14 protein-coding genes and 1 pseudogene are annotated in these 14,690 nt (G+C 68.2%); 9 read left to right on the top strand and 6 right to left on the bottom strand.

What is annotated here, in order from left to right:
* Positions 1 to 105: 105 nt before the first annotated feature.
* Positions 106 to 1,050, top strand: a pseudogene (locus ACWEQQ_RS17250) (helix-turn-helix transcriptional regulator); the annotation flags it as partial.
* A gap of 34 nt (positions 1,051 to 1,084) precedes the next feature.
* On the opposite strand, the gene ACWEQQ_RS17245 reads toward ACWEQQ_RS17250, so the two are convergent.
* Positions 1,085 to 1,999: a toprim domain-containing protein gene (locus ACWEQQ_RS17245; protein ID WP_452348863.1), complete on the bottom strand. Its 915-nt coding sequence runs from the start codon at positions 1,997 to 1,999 to the stop codon at positions 1,085 to 1,087.
* A gap of 302 nt (positions 2,000 to 2,301) precedes the next feature.
* Here ACWEQQ_RS17245 and ACWEQQ_RS17240 point away from each other — a divergent pair, with 302 nt between their 5' ends.
* From ACWEQQ_RS17240 to hisG, 6 genes are all read left to right on the top strand, one after another.
* Positions 2,302 to 3,201 carry a HalD/BesD family halogenase gene (locus ACWEQQ_RS17240; RefSeq protein WP_452348862.1) on the top strand — a complete coding sequence of 300 codons (900 nt, stop codon included), beginning with the start codon at positions 2,302 to 2,304 and terminating at the stop codon, positions 3,199 to 3,201.
* A gap of 13 nt (positions 3,202 to 3,214) precedes the next feature.
* Positions 3,215 to 4,045, top strand: a complete 831-nt coding sequence (locus ACWEQQ_RS17235) for a class I SAM-dependent methyltransferase (RefSeq protein ID WP_452342175.1) — start codon at positions 3,215 to 3,217, stop codon at positions 4,043 to 4,045.
* 68 nt (positions 4,046 to 4,113) lie between these two features.
* A complete protein-coding gene (locus ACWEQQ_RS17230; RefSeq protein WP_452348861.1) occupies positions 4,114 to 5,475 on the top strand; it encodes an NAD(P)/FAD-dependent oxidoreductase in 1,362 nt (453 codons plus the stop codon).
* Between the two features lie 190 nt (positions 5,476 to 5,665).
* The gene (locus ACWEQQ_RS17225; protein WP_452348860.1) at positions 5,666 to 7,468 is read left to right on the top strand and encodes a choline/carnitine O-acyltransferase; all 1,803 of its coding nucleotides are present in this window, start codon (positions 5,666 to 5,668) and stop codon (positions 7,466 to 7,468) included.
* A 43-nt stretch (positions 7,469 to 7,511) separates the two neighbouring features.
* Positions 7,512 to 7,775: a phosphoribosyl-ATP diphosphatase gene (locus ACWEQQ_RS17220; RefSeq protein WP_033085388.1), complete on the top strand. Its 264-nt coding sequence runs from the start codon at positions 7,512 to 7,514 to the stop codon at positions 7,773 to 7,775.
* Positions 7,776 to 7,883: 108 nt separating this feature from the next.
* A complete protein-coding gene (hisG, locus tag ACWEQQ_RS17215) occupies positions 7,884 to 8,735 on the top strand; it encodes an ATP phosphoribosyltransferase (RefSeq protein ID WP_364618149.1) in 852 nt (283 codons plus the stop codon).
* An 11-nt stretch (positions 8,736 to 8,746) separates the two neighbouring features.
* Here hisG and ACWEQQ_RS17210 read toward each other — a convergent pair whose 3' ends face one another.
* Positions 8,747 to 9,604, bottom strand: coding sequence for a RecB family exonuclease (locus tag ACWEQQ_RS17210; protein ID WP_452342178.1), 858 nt, complete (start codon positions 9,602 to 9,604; stop codon positions 8,747 to 8,749).
* Between the two features lie 103 nt (positions 9,605 to 9,707).
* On the opposite strand from ACWEQQ_RS17210, the gene ACWEQQ_RS17205 reads away from it, so the two are divergent.
* Positions 9,708 to 10,541 (top strand): tRNA (adenine-N1)-methyltransferase, encoded by an 834-nt coding sequence (locus ACWEQQ_RS17205; protein ID WP_452342179.1) that lies wholly within the window; start codon positions 9,708 to 9,710, stop codon positions 10,539 to 10,541.
* Positions 10,542 to 10,656: 115 nt separating this feature from the next.
* On the opposite strand, the gene ACWEQQ_RS17200 is transcribed toward ACWEQQ_RS17205, so the two are convergent.
* Positions 10,657 to 11,082, bottom strand: a complete 426-nt coding sequence (locus ACWEQQ_RS17200; RefSeq protein WP_452348859.1) for a hypothetical protein — start codon at positions 11,080 to 11,082, stop codon at positions 10,657 to 10,659.
* Positions 11,083 to 11,116: 34 nt separating this feature from the next.
* Positions 11,117 to 11,563 carry a hypothetical protein gene (locus ACWEQQ_RS17195; protein ID WP_452342181.1) on the bottom strand — a complete coding sequence of 149 codons (447 nt, stop codon included), beginning with the start codon at positions 11,561 to 11,563 and terminating at the stop codon, positions 11,117 to 11,119.
* Positions 11,564 to 11,806: 243 nt separating this feature from the next.
* Here ACWEQQ_RS17195 and arc point away from each other — a divergent pair, with 243 nt between their 5' ends.
* The gene (gene arc, locus ACWEQQ_RS17190) at positions 11,807 to 13,567 is read left to right on the top strand and encodes a proteasome ATPase (protein WP_452342182.1); all 1,761 of its coding nucleotides are present in this window, start codon (positions 11,807 to 11,809) and stop codon (positions 13,565 to 13,567) included.
* 69 nt (positions 13,568 to 13,636) lie between these two features.
* Here the strand turns inward: arc and ACWEQQ_RS17185 are convergent, their stop codons facing one another.
* A complete protein-coding gene (locus tag ACWEQQ_RS17185) occupies positions 13,637 to 14,047 on the bottom strand; it encodes a hypothetical protein (RefSeq protein ID WP_452348858.1) in 411 nt (136 codons plus the stop codon).
* Between the two features lie 119 nt (positions 14,048 to 14,166).
* Positions 14,167 to 14,607, bottom strand: a complete 441-nt coding sequence (locus ACWEQQ_RS17180) for a nuclear transport factor 2 family protein (protein WP_452348857.1) — start codon at positions 14,605 to 14,607, stop codon at positions 14,167 to 14,169.
* Positions 14,608 to 14,690: the final 83 nt, after the last annotated feature.

The raw sequence follows: 14,690 nt of genomic DNA, 5'->3' as shown, positions 1-14,690 counted from the left end.
TTCACTCGGGAGAACCTCGCCGGAGGCTCTTCATCTTCCGCTCGACACCACGGTATGGACTATTGCGGAACGGTTCGTTCCGCAATTCGCGCATACCATCGAGAAATGTTGGAAACCTCCGCCCGCCTGCTGCGGCTGCTGTCGCTGCTGCAGTCCCGGCGCGACTGGACCGGGGCCGAACTCGCCGCACGGCTCGAGGTCACCCCGCGCACGATCCGCAAGGACATGGATCGGCTGCGCGAACTCGGCTATCCGGTGGAAGCGCGGCCGGGCGTGGACGGGGGATACCGGCTCGGGACCGGTGGCGCGCTGCCGCCGCTGCTGCTCGACGATGACGAGGCCGTCGCGGTGGCCGTCGGATTACGAACCGCCGCAAGCGGTTCGGTTCTCGGCATCGAGGAGACGTCGCTGCGCGCGCTGACGAAACTGCAGCAGATCCTGCCGTCACGGCTGCGGCACCGGGTCAGCGCCTTCCAGAGCGCATTGCCGGTTCCGATGCGCGGGCCCCGGGTCAGCGCCGACACGCTGACCGCCATCGCCGCCGCGTGCCGCGACCACGAACGCCTGCGGTTCGACTATCGGACCCACTCGGGCGCATCCTCCCGGCGTGCGGTCGAGCCGTACCGTCTCGTCAACCACCGCCAGCGCTGGTACCTGCTGGCCTGGGACCTCGACCGCGGCGACTGGCGCACCTTCCGCGTCGACCGCATGGACCCGCGCCCACCGGCCGGACCGCGCTTCACTCCGCGCACTCTGCCGCCCGACTCCGAGATCGCGTCCTACGTCGAACGCGGAATCGGCTCGGCGACGTGGCATTTCCGCGCCCGCGTGATCGTGCACGCCCCCGCCGCTCACGTCCGCGCCCGCCTCCCGATCCCCATCGACATCGAGGAACTCGGCGACAACCGGTGCGCCTTCGAACCCGGCTCCGACCACCCGGAAATGCTCGCCCTCTACCTGGGTCTGCTGGACGCCGACTTCGACATCGTCGATTCCCCCGATCTGGTCGCCGCCCTGCGCACCCTGATCGACCGCTACCAGCGGGCCGTCACCACCGCCGGCGAGCGACCGCCCGCGACCGTGCTCACCGCCCGCGATAGTGCTCGTCCAGCACGGGCACCGGATCCAGTTCCGACACCTGATGCCCCGCATTGCAGTGATCGGTGAGATCCTTCCCGTCCCGAGCCTGCACCACCCGCAGCTCATCCACGCAATCGACCAGTGACTCGGCAACTTTCGCCGCATGCCGATACCCCGGCGCATCCCGATCGGCAACCACCCACACCCGATGCGCACCGCGCAGCCAGTCGGCATGCTCCCGATGCCACCCGTTCGCCCCGCCCGCATTACAGGTGGCGGTCAACCCGGCACGCGTGGCAGTCAGAACATCCGCCTCACCCTCGCAGACGACGATGTCACGGCCGTCCTCGACGGCGTCGATCACCTCCGGCAAATGGAACGGAAGACGCTCGAATCCGCCGTACTCCCAACCGGTTTCGGTCCGGCGCTGCTGATAGAAGCTCTTCACATACCCCTGCCGATGCAGCGTCCGAACCCGGAACACACACCCCGCCGGACTGCCATCCGGCCACCGGTAGATATAGGCCGCGACCCGCCGCGACCGTCCGATCGGCGGACCGAAGTCACGCTTGTGTACCGAAAGTGTCAGTCCCGCAGCCAAAATGGCCCGATCGGCCAGCCCCGTCTCCGCCGTCCCCCGCGTCAGTGGCCCCCGTCGCTCCGCCGGGGCGTCGAACAGGTCCCGCACCCGCAGCCCGAGCCGCTCCAGCACCTCCTCATCCGAACACCCGGCGAAACACCGGACGACCGTCCGCTGCCGCTGCGGGTTGTACACGACCCCCAGTGACGGCCGATGCCGTCGCCCATCCGCCTCGTGAACCGGACACAGATAGGTAGTCCACTCGGTGCCGCGCCTCCCCGGCCCGGACACCCGATTCAGCGCCCGGTTGATGGTCTCCCACGATCCCTGACTGCCCATCGCGCCGGTCCTCTCACTACCGGTGTACCCCCTTCGGGAGCGTTGTCAACCGTCATGAATCCGGTTGTAGCGCAACCGGAATCAACCGACCGATGTCCGCGTCGCCCTGGCGTGGGATGGACTCGCCCGGCCGGTGGATATCGGCTGATCCGGGTGGCGTAGAGTCGCGACGGTCGATGGGGGCCGCGATGAAGCGGACGACCGGTACCGCATGAAACCTGCTGGGGCGCAGGAATAGTGAGTATTCACAATCGGAGTGGAACTCGGGCGTGTCGGGCGTTCGGGCGGCAAGAATGGGCCGCATGGTTGCGGTCGGGGGTCGGGCGGACTCGTGGGAAGCCGATGCGGCGGCGGGCGGGGGTCCGGTGCCGGGAGTGGATGTCGGGAAGTATCCGCTGGACTCACCCGGGAGTGCGGCGTGGCTGGCGGCGGTGGGCGAGGCGCGGGCCGAGCTGGCCGCGGATGGATGCTGCGTGCTGCGCGGGTTCATCAGGCCCGAACTGCTGACTACCTTGCGTGGCGAGGGGGTGGAATTGGCTCCGCACGCGTATTACACCGTGGAGGACGTCAACGCCTACAACATTCCCCTCGATACCGATCTACCGCCCGACCATCCGGGGCGGATCGTGCTGCACCGCGGGAACGCGTTCGTGGCAAGGGATCTCATTCCCGCGGACGCGCTGATCCAGCGGCTGTACACCGATCGCCGGTTCCAGCGGTTCGTGGCGGACTGTTTCGGGCTGGCCGAGCTGCACGAGTACACCGATCCGCTGGCGGGGTTGTGCCTCAATGTGGTCGCGCCGGGAATGTCGCATCCGTGGCATTTCGATACCAACGAGTTCACCGTCAGCATGCTCACGCAGGAGCCGGAATGCGGTGGGGTGTTCGAGTACTGCCCGAACATCCGGTCGCGGGAGGCGGAGCACCTCCCGGATGTGCGGGACGTGCTGACGGGGCAGGGGGAGCGGTTCATCCGGCGGCTGGAGTTGCGGCCGGGGGATCTGCAGCTGTTCCAGGGGAGATTCTCGTTGCACCGGGTCGCGCCCGTAGGCGGGACGGTGCAACGGCATTCGGCGATCTTCGCCTACAGCGACACCCCGGGACTGATCGGCACCGCCGAGCGGACCCGGCAGCTGTTCGGGCGGGTACTGCCGGATCATCTGGCCGTCGGTGAGGTCCGCGGCGATCGACTGCTCGACTGAGAGGGAACAGCGCGTGCCGGTTTCGTTACACAGCTCCACCGGAAAAGCCTCGTTCGACCACATCTACGACCGCCCCGATCCACGCGAGTACTACGCGCGCATGGCCGAATTGGATTACCAGATACCGGAATTGGCCAAACCGCACTTCCAGCGGCTCCTCGCGGAGTATCGGTCGGCCACCGGCATCGCCACTCCCGCCGTCCTCGACATCGGCTGCTCCTACGGCGTGAACGCGGCCCTGCTGCGCCTGGACACCACCATGGCCGACCTGGCCGGACGGTACCGCGGCCGCGACACCGATGACACCGCCGCGCTCATCGACCGCGATCGGCAGCTGCTGCAGACCCACGATCAGCTCCCCGGCGTCCGCTTCATCGGCATGGACGCCTCCCGACCCGCTCTCGACTACGCCGGCGCCGCCGGCTTCCTCCAGGACGCCGTGCACGCCGACCTGGAGTCGGGCGACCCCACCGAGGCCCAGCGCCGCACCCTCGCCGTCGCGGACCTGGTCATCTCCACCGGCTGCGTCGGCTACGTCTCCGAACGCACCCTGCTGCGGGTGGCCCGCGCGCACGGCGGAAAACTGCCCTGGATGGCACATTTCGTGCTGCGCATGTTCTCCTTCGACCCCATCGCCGCTCACCTGGAGACCCTCGGCTATCACACCGAACGCGCACCCGGCGTGTTCCGCCAGCGGCGCTTCGCCTCCGCGGACGAGCAGGCACGGGTACTGAACACCCTGGCGGACAGCGGAATCGACCCCGCCGGCGCCGAATCCGACGGGTGGCTCTACGCCCAGCTGTATCTGTCCCGGCCGAAAATCAGCGGCGCGACCGAACACTGATCGCGTCGCACATCGAATTCACATCCCGGATTCACCTGAAAACTCCCCGCGATTGTTACGGTGAATCGGTGGCACCAGCGAAGATCGTAATTATCGGCGGTGGTTTCGCGGGCGTCGAGTGCGCCCGATATCTGGAACGCCGAGTGCGGCCCGACGAGGCGTTCGTCCAGCTCGTCTCGCCCGACGCCGGACTGCTGTATCTTCCGCTGCTGCCACAGGTCGCCTCCGGCACCCTCAACCCTCGGTCGGTCTCGGTATCCCTGCGCCGGATCCTGCGCCGCACCGAGGTGGTGCCGGGCATGGCGGTCGGGGTGGACCACGACACCCGGCGGGTGGTGGTGCGCCGATCCACCGGCCGCGAAACCGCCCTCGAGTACGACCATCTCGTGCTGGCCCCGGGCTCCATCACCCGGGTGCTGGACGTGCCCGGGCTCAAGGAACACGGCTTCGGTATGAAGACGCTGCCGGAGGCCATGTACCTGCGCGACCATGTGCTGCGGCAGCTGGACGTCGCCGCCCTGCGCGGCGGGCTGGACGGGGACCAGGAGCGGCTCAACTTCGTCACCATCGGCGCGGGCTACGCCGGGACCGAGACCGCCGCGGTCCTGAACAAGGTCTGCCACGCCGCCGCCAAGCGCTTCTTCCCCGAGGCCGAACGCGGCATGGTGCGGTGGCACCTGGTCACCCACGGCGACCGCATCATGCCGGAGCTGGGCGAGCGGCTCGGCGCGGAGGCGAAAAGGATTCTGGCCGAACGCGGAATCGAACTCATCTCCGGAGCGTCGGCGGCGGAGGTGACGGCCAACGGGGTGAAACTCACCAATGGGCGATTCATCCCCTCCCGCACCGTGCTGTGGACCGCCGGCGTCACCCCGAGCCCGCTGGCCGGGCACCTCGGCGCGGAAACCGACAAGGGACGCATCATCGCGCACGCCGACCTCTCTGTTCCCGGGCTGGACGGCGTGTGGGCCATGGGTGACGCCGCCGCGGTGCCGGATCTGACCGACGGCGTCGACAAGGTGTGCGCGCCCACCGCCCAGCACGCCATGCGCCAGGGCCGGCACCTGGGCAAGAACCTGCTGGCGACCCTGCGGGGCGGACGATCCGAACCCTACCGGCATCCGGATCTCGGTATGGTGGTCGACCTCGGCGGCCGCGATGCGCTGGCACGCCCGCTCGGCATCGGATTGCGTGGTGTCCCAGCCCAATTCGTGGCACGCAGCTACCACCTGATGGCGCTGCGCACGGTCGTCGCCCGCGCCCGCGTGGCCTTCGACTGGACCGTGCACGGCCTCAGTGGCGACGACTTCCTGCGCATCGGCTACGGCGACTATCAGACCCACACCATCGGCGGATTCGAGCAGTCCGGCTGCTACCTGCAGACCGACGAGGTGCCGCGGGCGCTGAAGGAGATCGGCGATCCCGGGTGACTCCGGAACCCGCATGAAAACTATTGTGGCGCAGTAAATCCACATCCGGTCCGGACCGTGTGGTTTCGGGCGAAAGCCTGGCGCTCGGACGGTTTCGATGACAAGAATGGGTGCTGTGACCGCCAGGGGGACGGTCACGCGTGTGCAAATGCCAGGTTGCCCCTATCCGACGACCCCACGAGGACACCCCTTGAGCGACAGCACCTTCGCCTTCGACGAGCAGCTGCCCCGCGTCCCGCTGCCCACCCTGGAGGAGAGCTGCACCCGCTTCCTGCACTGGTGCGCGCCCCTGCTGACCTCCGACGAGTACGCCGCCACCGCGGCCGCCGTCGAGGATCTGCTGCGCCCCGACAGCCCCGCCCGCACCCTGCACGCCGATCTGCAGCGGTTCGACGAGACCCCGGGCGTGGGCAGCTGGCTCGACGAGTTCTGGCCCTCCCGTTACCTGGGCCGCCGCGACCGGATCGCGTTGAATGCGAACTTCTTCTTCCTGTTCCGCGACGACACCGCCCTCGCCTCCTCGACCAGCGCCGACCAGAGCGAGCGCGCCGCCGCCCTCATCGCCGCGACCGTCGGCTACAAGCTGCGCCTGGACCGGGAGGAGATCCCGCCCGCCACCCAGCGCGGCACGCGACTCAATATGGCGCAGAACAAGTTCCTGTTCTCCGAGACACGCATACCGGACGCGCCGCAGGACACCGTGCGGGTGCCCTACAGCGATGCCTGGCCCGGACCCTCGGACGCCCGCCACATCGTGGTCTTCTACCGCGGCACCATGTTCCGCATGGACGTCCTCGGCCCCGGCGGCCTCCCCTACACCCCCGAGGACCTCGCCGACGGCCTGCGCGCCGTCATGAAGGCCGGTGCGCGCCGCGCCGCCACCAACACCTCGCCCGGGCACCTCACCACCCTCGCCCGCGCCGACTGGGCGCCGGTCTACGCGGCGCTGCGGCCCGCCAATGCCGCCGCCTTCGACACCATCGAGACCGCGCTGTTCTGCGTCTGCCTCGAGGACTTCGCGCCGCGCGACACCCTGCACGCCTGCGACCAGCTGCTGCACGGCGACAGCGGCAACCGCTGGTTCGACAAGTCGGTGTCGTTCATCGTCTTCGCCGACGGCGAGGCCGGCATCAATGTCGAGCACTGCGGCCTGGACGGCACCACCATCCTGTCCTTCGTCGACACCCTGCTCGAGGCGCCGGTGACCGACCACGCCGAACAGTCGGGCGCACAGGCGCAGGGCCTGCCCGCCATCGAACCCGTCGAGTTCGTCCTCGGCCCGGAATCCAAGACCGAGATCGCCTCCGCCGCCGCGTCTTTCGCGCAGTACGCCGCCGACACCGCCACCACCACGGTGTCGTTCGACTTCGGCACCAACCGTGCCAAGCGGCTGGGCATCTCCCCGGACGCCTTCGCGCAGCTGAGCTATCAGCTCGCGCACCGCCGCAGCAAGGGGCTCAACGGCGCCACCTACGAATCCATCGCCACCCGCCAGTTCCGCAACGGCCGCACCGAGGCCATGCGCGTGATCACCCAGGAGATGCTGGATTTCGTTGCCGCCATCGAGGATCCGGCCGTGGACCGGGACCGCAAACTGGTGGCGCTGCGCACCGCCGCCGAGGCACACGTGCGCCGCGCCCAGGAATGCCAGCGCGGCGAGGCCCCCGAACAGCACCTGTGGGAACTGCAGTGGATCCAGCGCCGCCGCGGCGAACAGCTCGGCGCGACGGCCCCGATGGCCTTCTACGACAGCCCCGGCTGGACCATCACCCGCGACGACTACCTGAGCACCAGCTCCGCGCCGTCGGTGAACATCCAGTACTTCGGTTTCGGCTCCACCAGCCCCAAGTGCATCGGCATCGCCTACGTGCTGCTGCCCGACCGCTGGAACCTCTACCTGGCCACGCCCAAGCACGTCGCCCAGCAGATGCACGACTTCGCCGAGCAGCTGCGCGGGGCGGTCACCGAACTCGCCGAACTGCTCACCGTATAACCGATTGCGGGGAGTGTGCGCCCGTCTGAAAGAATCACTCCCCGTGAAATCTTTCGAAGCCCTGTTCGCCGAGCTGCAGGATCGTGCCGCCAACCGCCCCGAGGGGTCGGGCACCGTCGCCGCCCTGGACGCCGGCGTGCATGCGCAGGGCAAGAAGGTGCTCGAGGAAGCCGGCGAGGTCTGGATCGCGGCCGAGTACCAGAGCGATGAGGAACTCTCCGAGGAGATCTCGCAGCTGCTCTACTGGGTGCAGGTGCTGATGGTGGGCCGCGGGCTGCGGCTCGAGGACGTGTACCGACATCTGTGATGCGCCGGTGCGCCGCACGCTGTGCCCATTCAAGGGCTGGGTGCGGCGCACCGTTCCGCTCAGCCCCCTGTCGACATGTCTTCCCTCCCCGTTCCGAAAGGACCTCCCATGCTTCGCGTCGCAGTCCCCAACAAGGGCGCACTTTCCGAATCCGCCCTCGCCATCCTGTCCGAGGCGGGCTACCGCAAGCGCACCGACTCCCGTGAGCTGAGCGTGCTGGACCCGGTCAACCAGGTCGAGTTCTACTTCCTGCGGCCCAAGGACATCGCCATCTACGTCGGTTCCGGCGAGCTCGACCTCGGCATCACCGGCCGCGACCTGGCCCTGGATTCCGGTGCGCCCGTGCAGGAACGGCTCGCCCTCGGCTTCGGCCGCTCCACCTTCCGCTACGCCGCCCCGGCCGGGCGCGAATGGAAGGTCGAGGACCTCTACGACAAGCGCATCGCCACCTCCTACCCGAACCTGGTGCTGACGGACCTGGCCAGGCACGGTATCGAGGCCGAGGTCATCCGCCTCGACGGCGCGGTCGAGATCTCCATCCAGCTCGGCGTCGCCGACGCCATCGCCGACGTGGTCGGCTCGGGCCGCACCCTGCGCCAGCACAACCTGGTCGCCTTCGGCGAGTCGCTGTGCTCCTCGGAGGGCGTGCTCATCGAGGCCAAGGGCGCCGATCAGCACGACAAGGCCCGCAACCAGCTCGTCGCCCGCATCCAGGGCGTGGTCTTCGCCCAGCAGTACCTGATGCTGGACTACGACTGCCCCAAGGCGCTGCTCGAGGAAGCCGTCAAGATCACTCCCGGGCTGGAGTCGCCGACCGTGTCACCGCTCACCGATCCCGAGTGGGTCGCGGTGCGCGCGCTGGTGCCGCGCAAGAACGGCAACGAGCTCATGGACCAGCTCGCGGACCTGGGCGCCAAGGCGATCCTGGCCACCGACATCCGGTCCTGCCGCGCCTTCTGATTCCGGTCGGGTCAGGACGGGCCGGATTCCGGCTCGTCCTCGCCGGACGGGAAAGGCGGTGGGGTGCCGCCGAATTCGGGGCATAGTCGCTTGAAATCGCAGTACTCGCACAGCCAGCTCGGGCTGGGCGGGAACTCCCCGGTCTCGGCGGCGGTCACGATGGCGGCCCACAGCGCCGACAGGATCCGCTCGAAGCGCAGCAGTTCCTCCGGGTCCGGCGCGTAGGTGAGGGTGACACCGTCGGCGAGGTACATCAGCCGCAGTTCCGCCGGCGCCCGGCCCTGGGTGCGCAGCAGGACCAGGGCATAGAACTTCAGCTGGAACAGGGCCCGGGTCTCGTAGGTGAGGCCCGGGGCGCGGCCGGTCTTGTAGTCGATGACGTGCAGTTCCCCGTCGGCCGAGCGGTCGATGCGGTCCACGATGCCGCGCAACGGCGTGCCGTCGGGCAGGTCGGCCTCGATGAACGTCTCGCACGACTCCGGATCGAAGCCGGACGGATCCTCCAGCCGGAAGTACACGCCCACCAGCTTGCGCACCTCGGCCAGGAACCCGGGCAGCTCCTCGGCCGGAATCAGCGACTCCACCTCGGGCCGCGACTCGCGCACCCCTGTCCACGCGGGTTCGACCAGAGCGGCCGCGGCCTCGGCATCCCGCTCGGTGGCGGGCAGCCCGAACAGTGCCTCCAGCACGGCGTGCACCACCGTGCCGCGCACCGCCGCCCGCGAGGGCGGTTCCGGAATCTGGTCGATGACCCGCAGCCGGTATTTCAACGGGCACTGCTTGAAATCGATTGCGCGCGAGGGGGACAGGGCGGGGCCACGCGGAGCGAACCGCTCTGTCTCCGGGGTACTGATCACGTCAACCGACATACCTGGCAGGCTAAACGCAGGCACCGACAAGGTGCGGACGAATCCGGCGCAGCACATTCGCGGCGACGCACGACTTCATCACAACCACGCAGAACGGAGATTCATGACGGCCAGACGGACCGGCCCATTCCAGATCGGTGACCGGGTACAGCTGACCGACGCCAAGGGGCGCAAGTTCACGGTGATCCTGGAGGCGGGCAAGGAATTCCACACCCACGCCGGCCACATCAACCACGACGACCTCATCGGCGCCGACGAGGGCTGCGTGGTGAACTCCGCCAAGGGCACCCCCTACCTGGCCCTGCGCCCGCTGCTGACCGACTACGTGCTGTCCATGCCGCGCGGAGCGGCGGTCATCTACCCCAAGGACTCCGCCCAGATCGTCCACGAGGGCGACATGTTCCCCGGCGCGAAGGTCCTGGAAGCCGGCGCCGGCTCGGGCGCGCTGACCTGCTCGCTGCTGCGCGCGGTCGGCCCCGACGGCAAGGTCATCTCCTGGGAGATCCGCGACGACCACGCCGAGCACGCGGTCAAGAATGTCGAGCGCTTCTTCGGCGAACGCCCCGCCAACTGGGAACTCACCCTCGGTGACGTGGCGGACTACGCCGGCGAACAGGTCGACCGCGTCGTCCTCGACATGCTCAAGCCGTGGGACGCGCTCGAGGCCGTCTCCAAGGCCCTGATCCCCGGTGGCGTCTTCCTCGCCTACGTGGCCACCACGACCCAGCTCTCCGAGGTGGTCGAGGCGCTGCGCCGCCAGGGCTGCTGGACCGAGCCCACCGCCTGGGAATCCATGGTCCGCCCCTGGCACGTGGTCGGCCTCGCGGTGCGCCCCGAACACCGCATGCAGGGCCACACCGCCTTCCTGGTCAAGGCGCGCCGCCTCGCCGACGGCGTCACCGCCCCCAAGCCGCAGCGCCGCCCGTCCAAGGGCTAGCGCCGGGAAGATATATCCCGATGCCGGGATCCGGCCTCGATACGAACGCGCCCCCGCCACGGAATGGCGGGGGCGCGTCGTCGTATTCAGCCGATCGCGAAGCGGTTTCGCCGCGTCAGCAGGGCGCCTTGCCCATGGCCAGGATGGTGCAGCCGGTGTTCTCCGACAGCTGCCAGCCCGCGTCGGTGTGCTGCCAGTTCATGGGCACGCCGGGCATGGTGCCGTGCGGGGAGACGATGGCGACCGAGGCATCGGCGGTGTCGCCGGTGGCCTGCACGCCCGAGACCGTCCAGCCGATGCTGCCGTAGTTGGCCAGGCCCCGGTTCATCGTCTCGATGTTCGAGGTGCGTGCACCGCCGTTGACCATCAGGTTCGCCTTGTCGGCGGCGGGCACGGCCGGGTCGGTGAAGCGGGTCAGCGTCGACTGCAACTCGTCGGCGGAGGGCGCGGGGGTGTCGGCGCCGGCGAGGCCCGCACCCGAGGTGAGGGCGACGGCGGCCGCGGCGACGGCCAGGGACAGGCGAACGGAACGAGCGAGCATGAACGAACGGGCCTTTCGGGACTCGAGGGGGTGGTTACTGGCAGGCCGCGCGGGCCATGCCGAGGATGGTGCAGGCGCCGGCGTCGGAGAGCTTCCACGCGCCGTCGCTGTACTGGAAGGTCATCGGGACGTCGGGCATGGTGCCGTGCGGGGAGGTCACCGACACCTTCGCGTCGGCCTTGGTCCCGTCCTGCTTGATCTCACCGACGGTGAACCCGACCTGGTAATGCGCCAGTCCCTGGTTCATGGTGTCGATATTTCCGAGACGTTTGCCGCCGTCGACGACTAGTTTGGCTTTGTCGGCAGCCGGCTTCGCCGGGTCGGCGAAGGCCGTGAGCACGCTCTGCAGGGCGTCCGCGGTCGGCGCGGGCGCGGTGGCGGTGGCCGATACGGTGGTGGTCGAGGACGAAGAACCCTTGTCGTCGGAGCCGCAGCCGGTCACAGTTGCGGTAACGGCCGCGAAGGCCGCGACGGTAGCCACGGAAACACGAAGCGTCCGCGTGACGTTGCGCATACCAGGAGTACGACTGGTGGGAAGGAGCATCAACGGCGCCTTTCGGCTCGGTCCGGCGATTAACTCGCCGGAAACAGGTTAGGGCAGGCTAACATGCTCGTCCGACCTGCAGGCCGCAGCCTAGATGTGATCACGACGAAACCATGTCGGAAAGCGGGAACGGTTAGAGCCCGGTAGCGTTGATAGACCGGGACTGGGAGGAGCAGCATCATGAGCCCCATCGAACATTCGGATTCGGCCGCCTGGAGGGAACTCGAGGCAGTACGCGCCGAGGCCGCTGCACTCCGGAGGCAACTCGCCGACACGCCGGATCGCACACGGGAATTGGAAGCGCGCGTCGATTCGCTGACGATTCGCAACACCAAACTGATGGACACCTTGAAGGAAGCGCGCCAGCAACTGGTCGCTCTCCGTGAGGAAGTGGACCGCCTCGGCCAGCCACCCTCGGGCTACGGCGTCCTCATCGGCGTGTACGACGATCAGACGGTCGATGTGTTCACTTCCGGGCGCAAGATGCGGCTGACGTGTTCGCCGAATATCGACACCACCACCCTCCACTACGGGCAGACCGTGCGTCTCAACGAGGCGCTGACCGTGGTCGAGGCGGGCGATTTCGACTCCATCGGTGAGATCGGCACGCTGCGTGAGATTCTCGACGACGGGCGCCGCGCGCTGGTCGTCGGGCATGCCGACGAGGAGCGGGTGGTCTGGTTGTCCGGGCCGCTGACCGCCCTGGTCGACGTGGACGACCTCGAGGATCCGGATCGTCCGATTCGCAAACTGCGGCCGGGTGATTCGCTGCTGGTCGACACCAAGGCCGGGTTCGCCTTCGAGCGGATCCCCAAGGCCGAGGTCGAGGACCTGGTGCTCGAAGAGGTGCCGGATGTCGGCTACGAGGACATCGGCGGTCTCTCGCGCCAGATCGAGCAGATCCGCGACGCGGTCGAATTGCCGTTCCTGCACAAGGATCTGTTCCGCGAGTACGCGCTGCGCCCGCCCAAGGGCGTGCTGCTCTACGGTCCGCCCGGTTGCGGTAAGACGTTGATCGCGAAGGCCGTTGCCAACTCGCTCGCCAAGAAGATCGCCGAGGCGCGCGGTGAGGACGCCAAGGAAGCCAAGTCGTTCTTCCTGAACATCAAGGGCCCCGAGCTGCTCAACAAGTTCGTGGGTGAGACCGAGCGCCACATCCGGATCATCTTCCAGCGGGCCCGCGAGAAGGCGTCCGAGGGCACCCCGGTGATCGTGTTCTTCGACGAGATGGATTCGATCTTCCGCACCCGCGGTTCGGGTGTCTCCTCCGATGTGGAGACCACCGTTGTGCCGCAGCTGCTCTCGGAGATCGACGGCGTCGAGGGCCTGGAGAACGTGATCGTGATCGGCGCCTCCAACCGTGAGGACATGATCGATCCCGCGATCCTGCGGCCCGGCCGCCTGGACGTGAAGATCAAGATCGAGCGCCCGGATGCCGAAGCCGCGCAGGACATCTTCTCCAAGTACCTGACGGAGACGCTGCCGCTGCACAGCGAGGATCTGCAGGAGTTCGACGGCGATCGCGGCAAGTGCGTGCAGGCCACCATCGAACGCGTGGTGGACCGCATGTACGCCGAGTCCGAGGACAACCGCTTCCTGGAGGTCACCTACGCCAACGGTGACAAGGAGGTCCTGTACTTCAAGGACTTCAACTCCGGCGCCATGATCCAGAACATCGTGGACCGGGCCAAGAAGTACGCCATCAAGTCCGTTCTGGAAACCGGCAATCCGGGTCTGCGTATCCAGCATCTCTACGATTCGATCGTTGACGAGTTCTCCGAGAACGAGGACCTGCCCAACACCACGAATCCCGATGACTGGGCCCGCATCTCGGGTAAGAAGGGTGAGCGCATCGTCTACATCCGCACCTTGGTGACGGGGAAGAACGCCAGCGCCAGCCGCGCCATCGACACCGAGTCGAACACCGGCCAGTACCTGTAAGCCGGAAAAGCCAAGGGGCTCGCATCCTTTCGGATGCGAGCCCCTTCGCACGCGTGGAGGCGGTGCGGGTCAGCTGATTCCGGGGATGAAGCCGGGGTACACCCAGTGCGAGACACCGCCACCCGGGGCGCCGGAGCCGCTCACGTTCGGGAAGTTGAACGGCAGCCGCTTCAGTGCATGCGGGTTGCCGTCGGCGTCGGCCTGGACGCAGTTGGTGGTGACGCCGTGGAAGCCGGAGCAGACGATACGGGTCGAGGTGCCGTACGGCGAGGTGAGGCGGGCACGATTGACCAGCGGGTTCCAGAAGTCGGGGTCGCCGGGGGTGAGGAAGTCGTGGGTCTCGAAAACGTAGATGGGGCTGCGGTCCTGCTGGACCGGCCAGTCGTCGGCGGCCGCGGGGCCGGTGCCGAGGCCGAGGGCGGCACCGGTGAGCGCGGCCGCGGCGGCCAGGCCGGTGACGCTACGGGTGATCGTGTTCATGTACCCCTCCATGGAACGTCGATTGACAGTGCGCATCGATGACAGCATCGGTTCGTGCCGGGCGACTGTAACGGACGGCATGGTCGCGGTGGGGGCAATCACACGCCCGGGGACCGTCATCACCGGGTGCTGCGCAGCCGCCGATCCTCGGTCCAGTCGACGATGAGCCGGCGCTGCCGGAACCGCCAGGCGCCGCCGTCGCGGGCGAAGGTGTCGTCGTAGCGGATGTGCATGACGAAGACCCGGGAGCCGTCGGCATCGTCGTAGACATGGGAAGCGGTGCAATAGGTTTCGCCCCGCACCTCGTCACCGGAGAAGTCCAGCAGCTGGTTGGCGATCATGTGCCGGGTGATGCGGTAGCGGTCGAGGGGCCGCATGGCCGCCTCGATCTGGGCGCGGCCGCGCACCATCGTCGTGGGCTGCTCGCCACCCCACTCGATGACCAATGTGCCGTCCGCGGTGAAGAGTTCGGCGATCGCCGCATCACGGCGGCGGTCGGCGTGGGAGGCGTAGCGCTCGGTCAGTTCGCGCAGGGCGAGTCGGGTTTCCAGCTGGTCCATGGGGTCTCCTCGATAGGACGGGGGTCGAGATCGTTCCTACTGGTCCGGGGCAGGCGTGACCCGTGATTGCCCGCTGGGTGGGA

Source organism: Nocardia sp. NPDC004123 (assembly GCF_053603795.1).
Note: the sequence above shows the minus strand (reverse complement) of the source record. Positions and strands in the feature narration are given on the sequence as shown.

Bases quoted from the DNA above. Each gene is read 5' to 3' on its own strand.
- ACWEQQ_RS17245 (WP_452348863.1), bottom strand. From the start codon at position 1,999: ATGGGCAGTCAGGGATCGTGGGAGACCATCAACCGGGCGCTGAATCGG.
- ACWEQQ_RS17240 (WP_452348862.1), top strand. From the start codon at position 2,302: ATGGTTGCGGTCGGGGGTCGGGCGGACTCGTGGGAAGCCGATGCGGCG.
- hisG (WP_364618149.1), top strand. From the start codon at position 7,884: ATGCTTCGCGTCGCAGTCCCCAACAAGGGCGCACTTTCCGAATCCGCC.
- ACWEQQ_RS17210 (WP_452342178.1), bottom strand. From the start codon at position 9,604: ATGTCGGTTGACGTGATCAGTACCCCGGAGACAGAGCGGTTCGCTCCG.
- ACWEQQ_RS17205 (WP_452342179.1), top strand. From the start codon at position 9,708: ATGACGGCCAGACGGACCGGCCCATTCCAGATCGGTGACCGGGTACAG.
- ACWEQQ_RS17200 (WP_452348859.1), bottom strand. From the start codon at position 11,082: ATGCTCGCTCGTTCCGTTCGCCTGTCCCTGGCCGTCGCCGCGGCCGCC.
- arc (WP_452342182.1), top strand. From the start codon at position 11,807: ATGAGCCCCATCGAACATTCGGATTCGGCCGCCTGGAGGGAACTCGAG.
- ACWEQQ_RS17185 (WP_452348858.1), bottom strand. From the start codon at position 14,047: ATGAACACGATCACCCGTAGCGTCACCGGCCTGGCCGCCGCGGCCGCG.
- ACWEQQ_RS17180 (WP_452348857.1), bottom strand. From the start codon at position 14,607: ATGGACCAGCTGGAAACCCGACTCGCCCTGCGCGAACTGACCGAGCGC.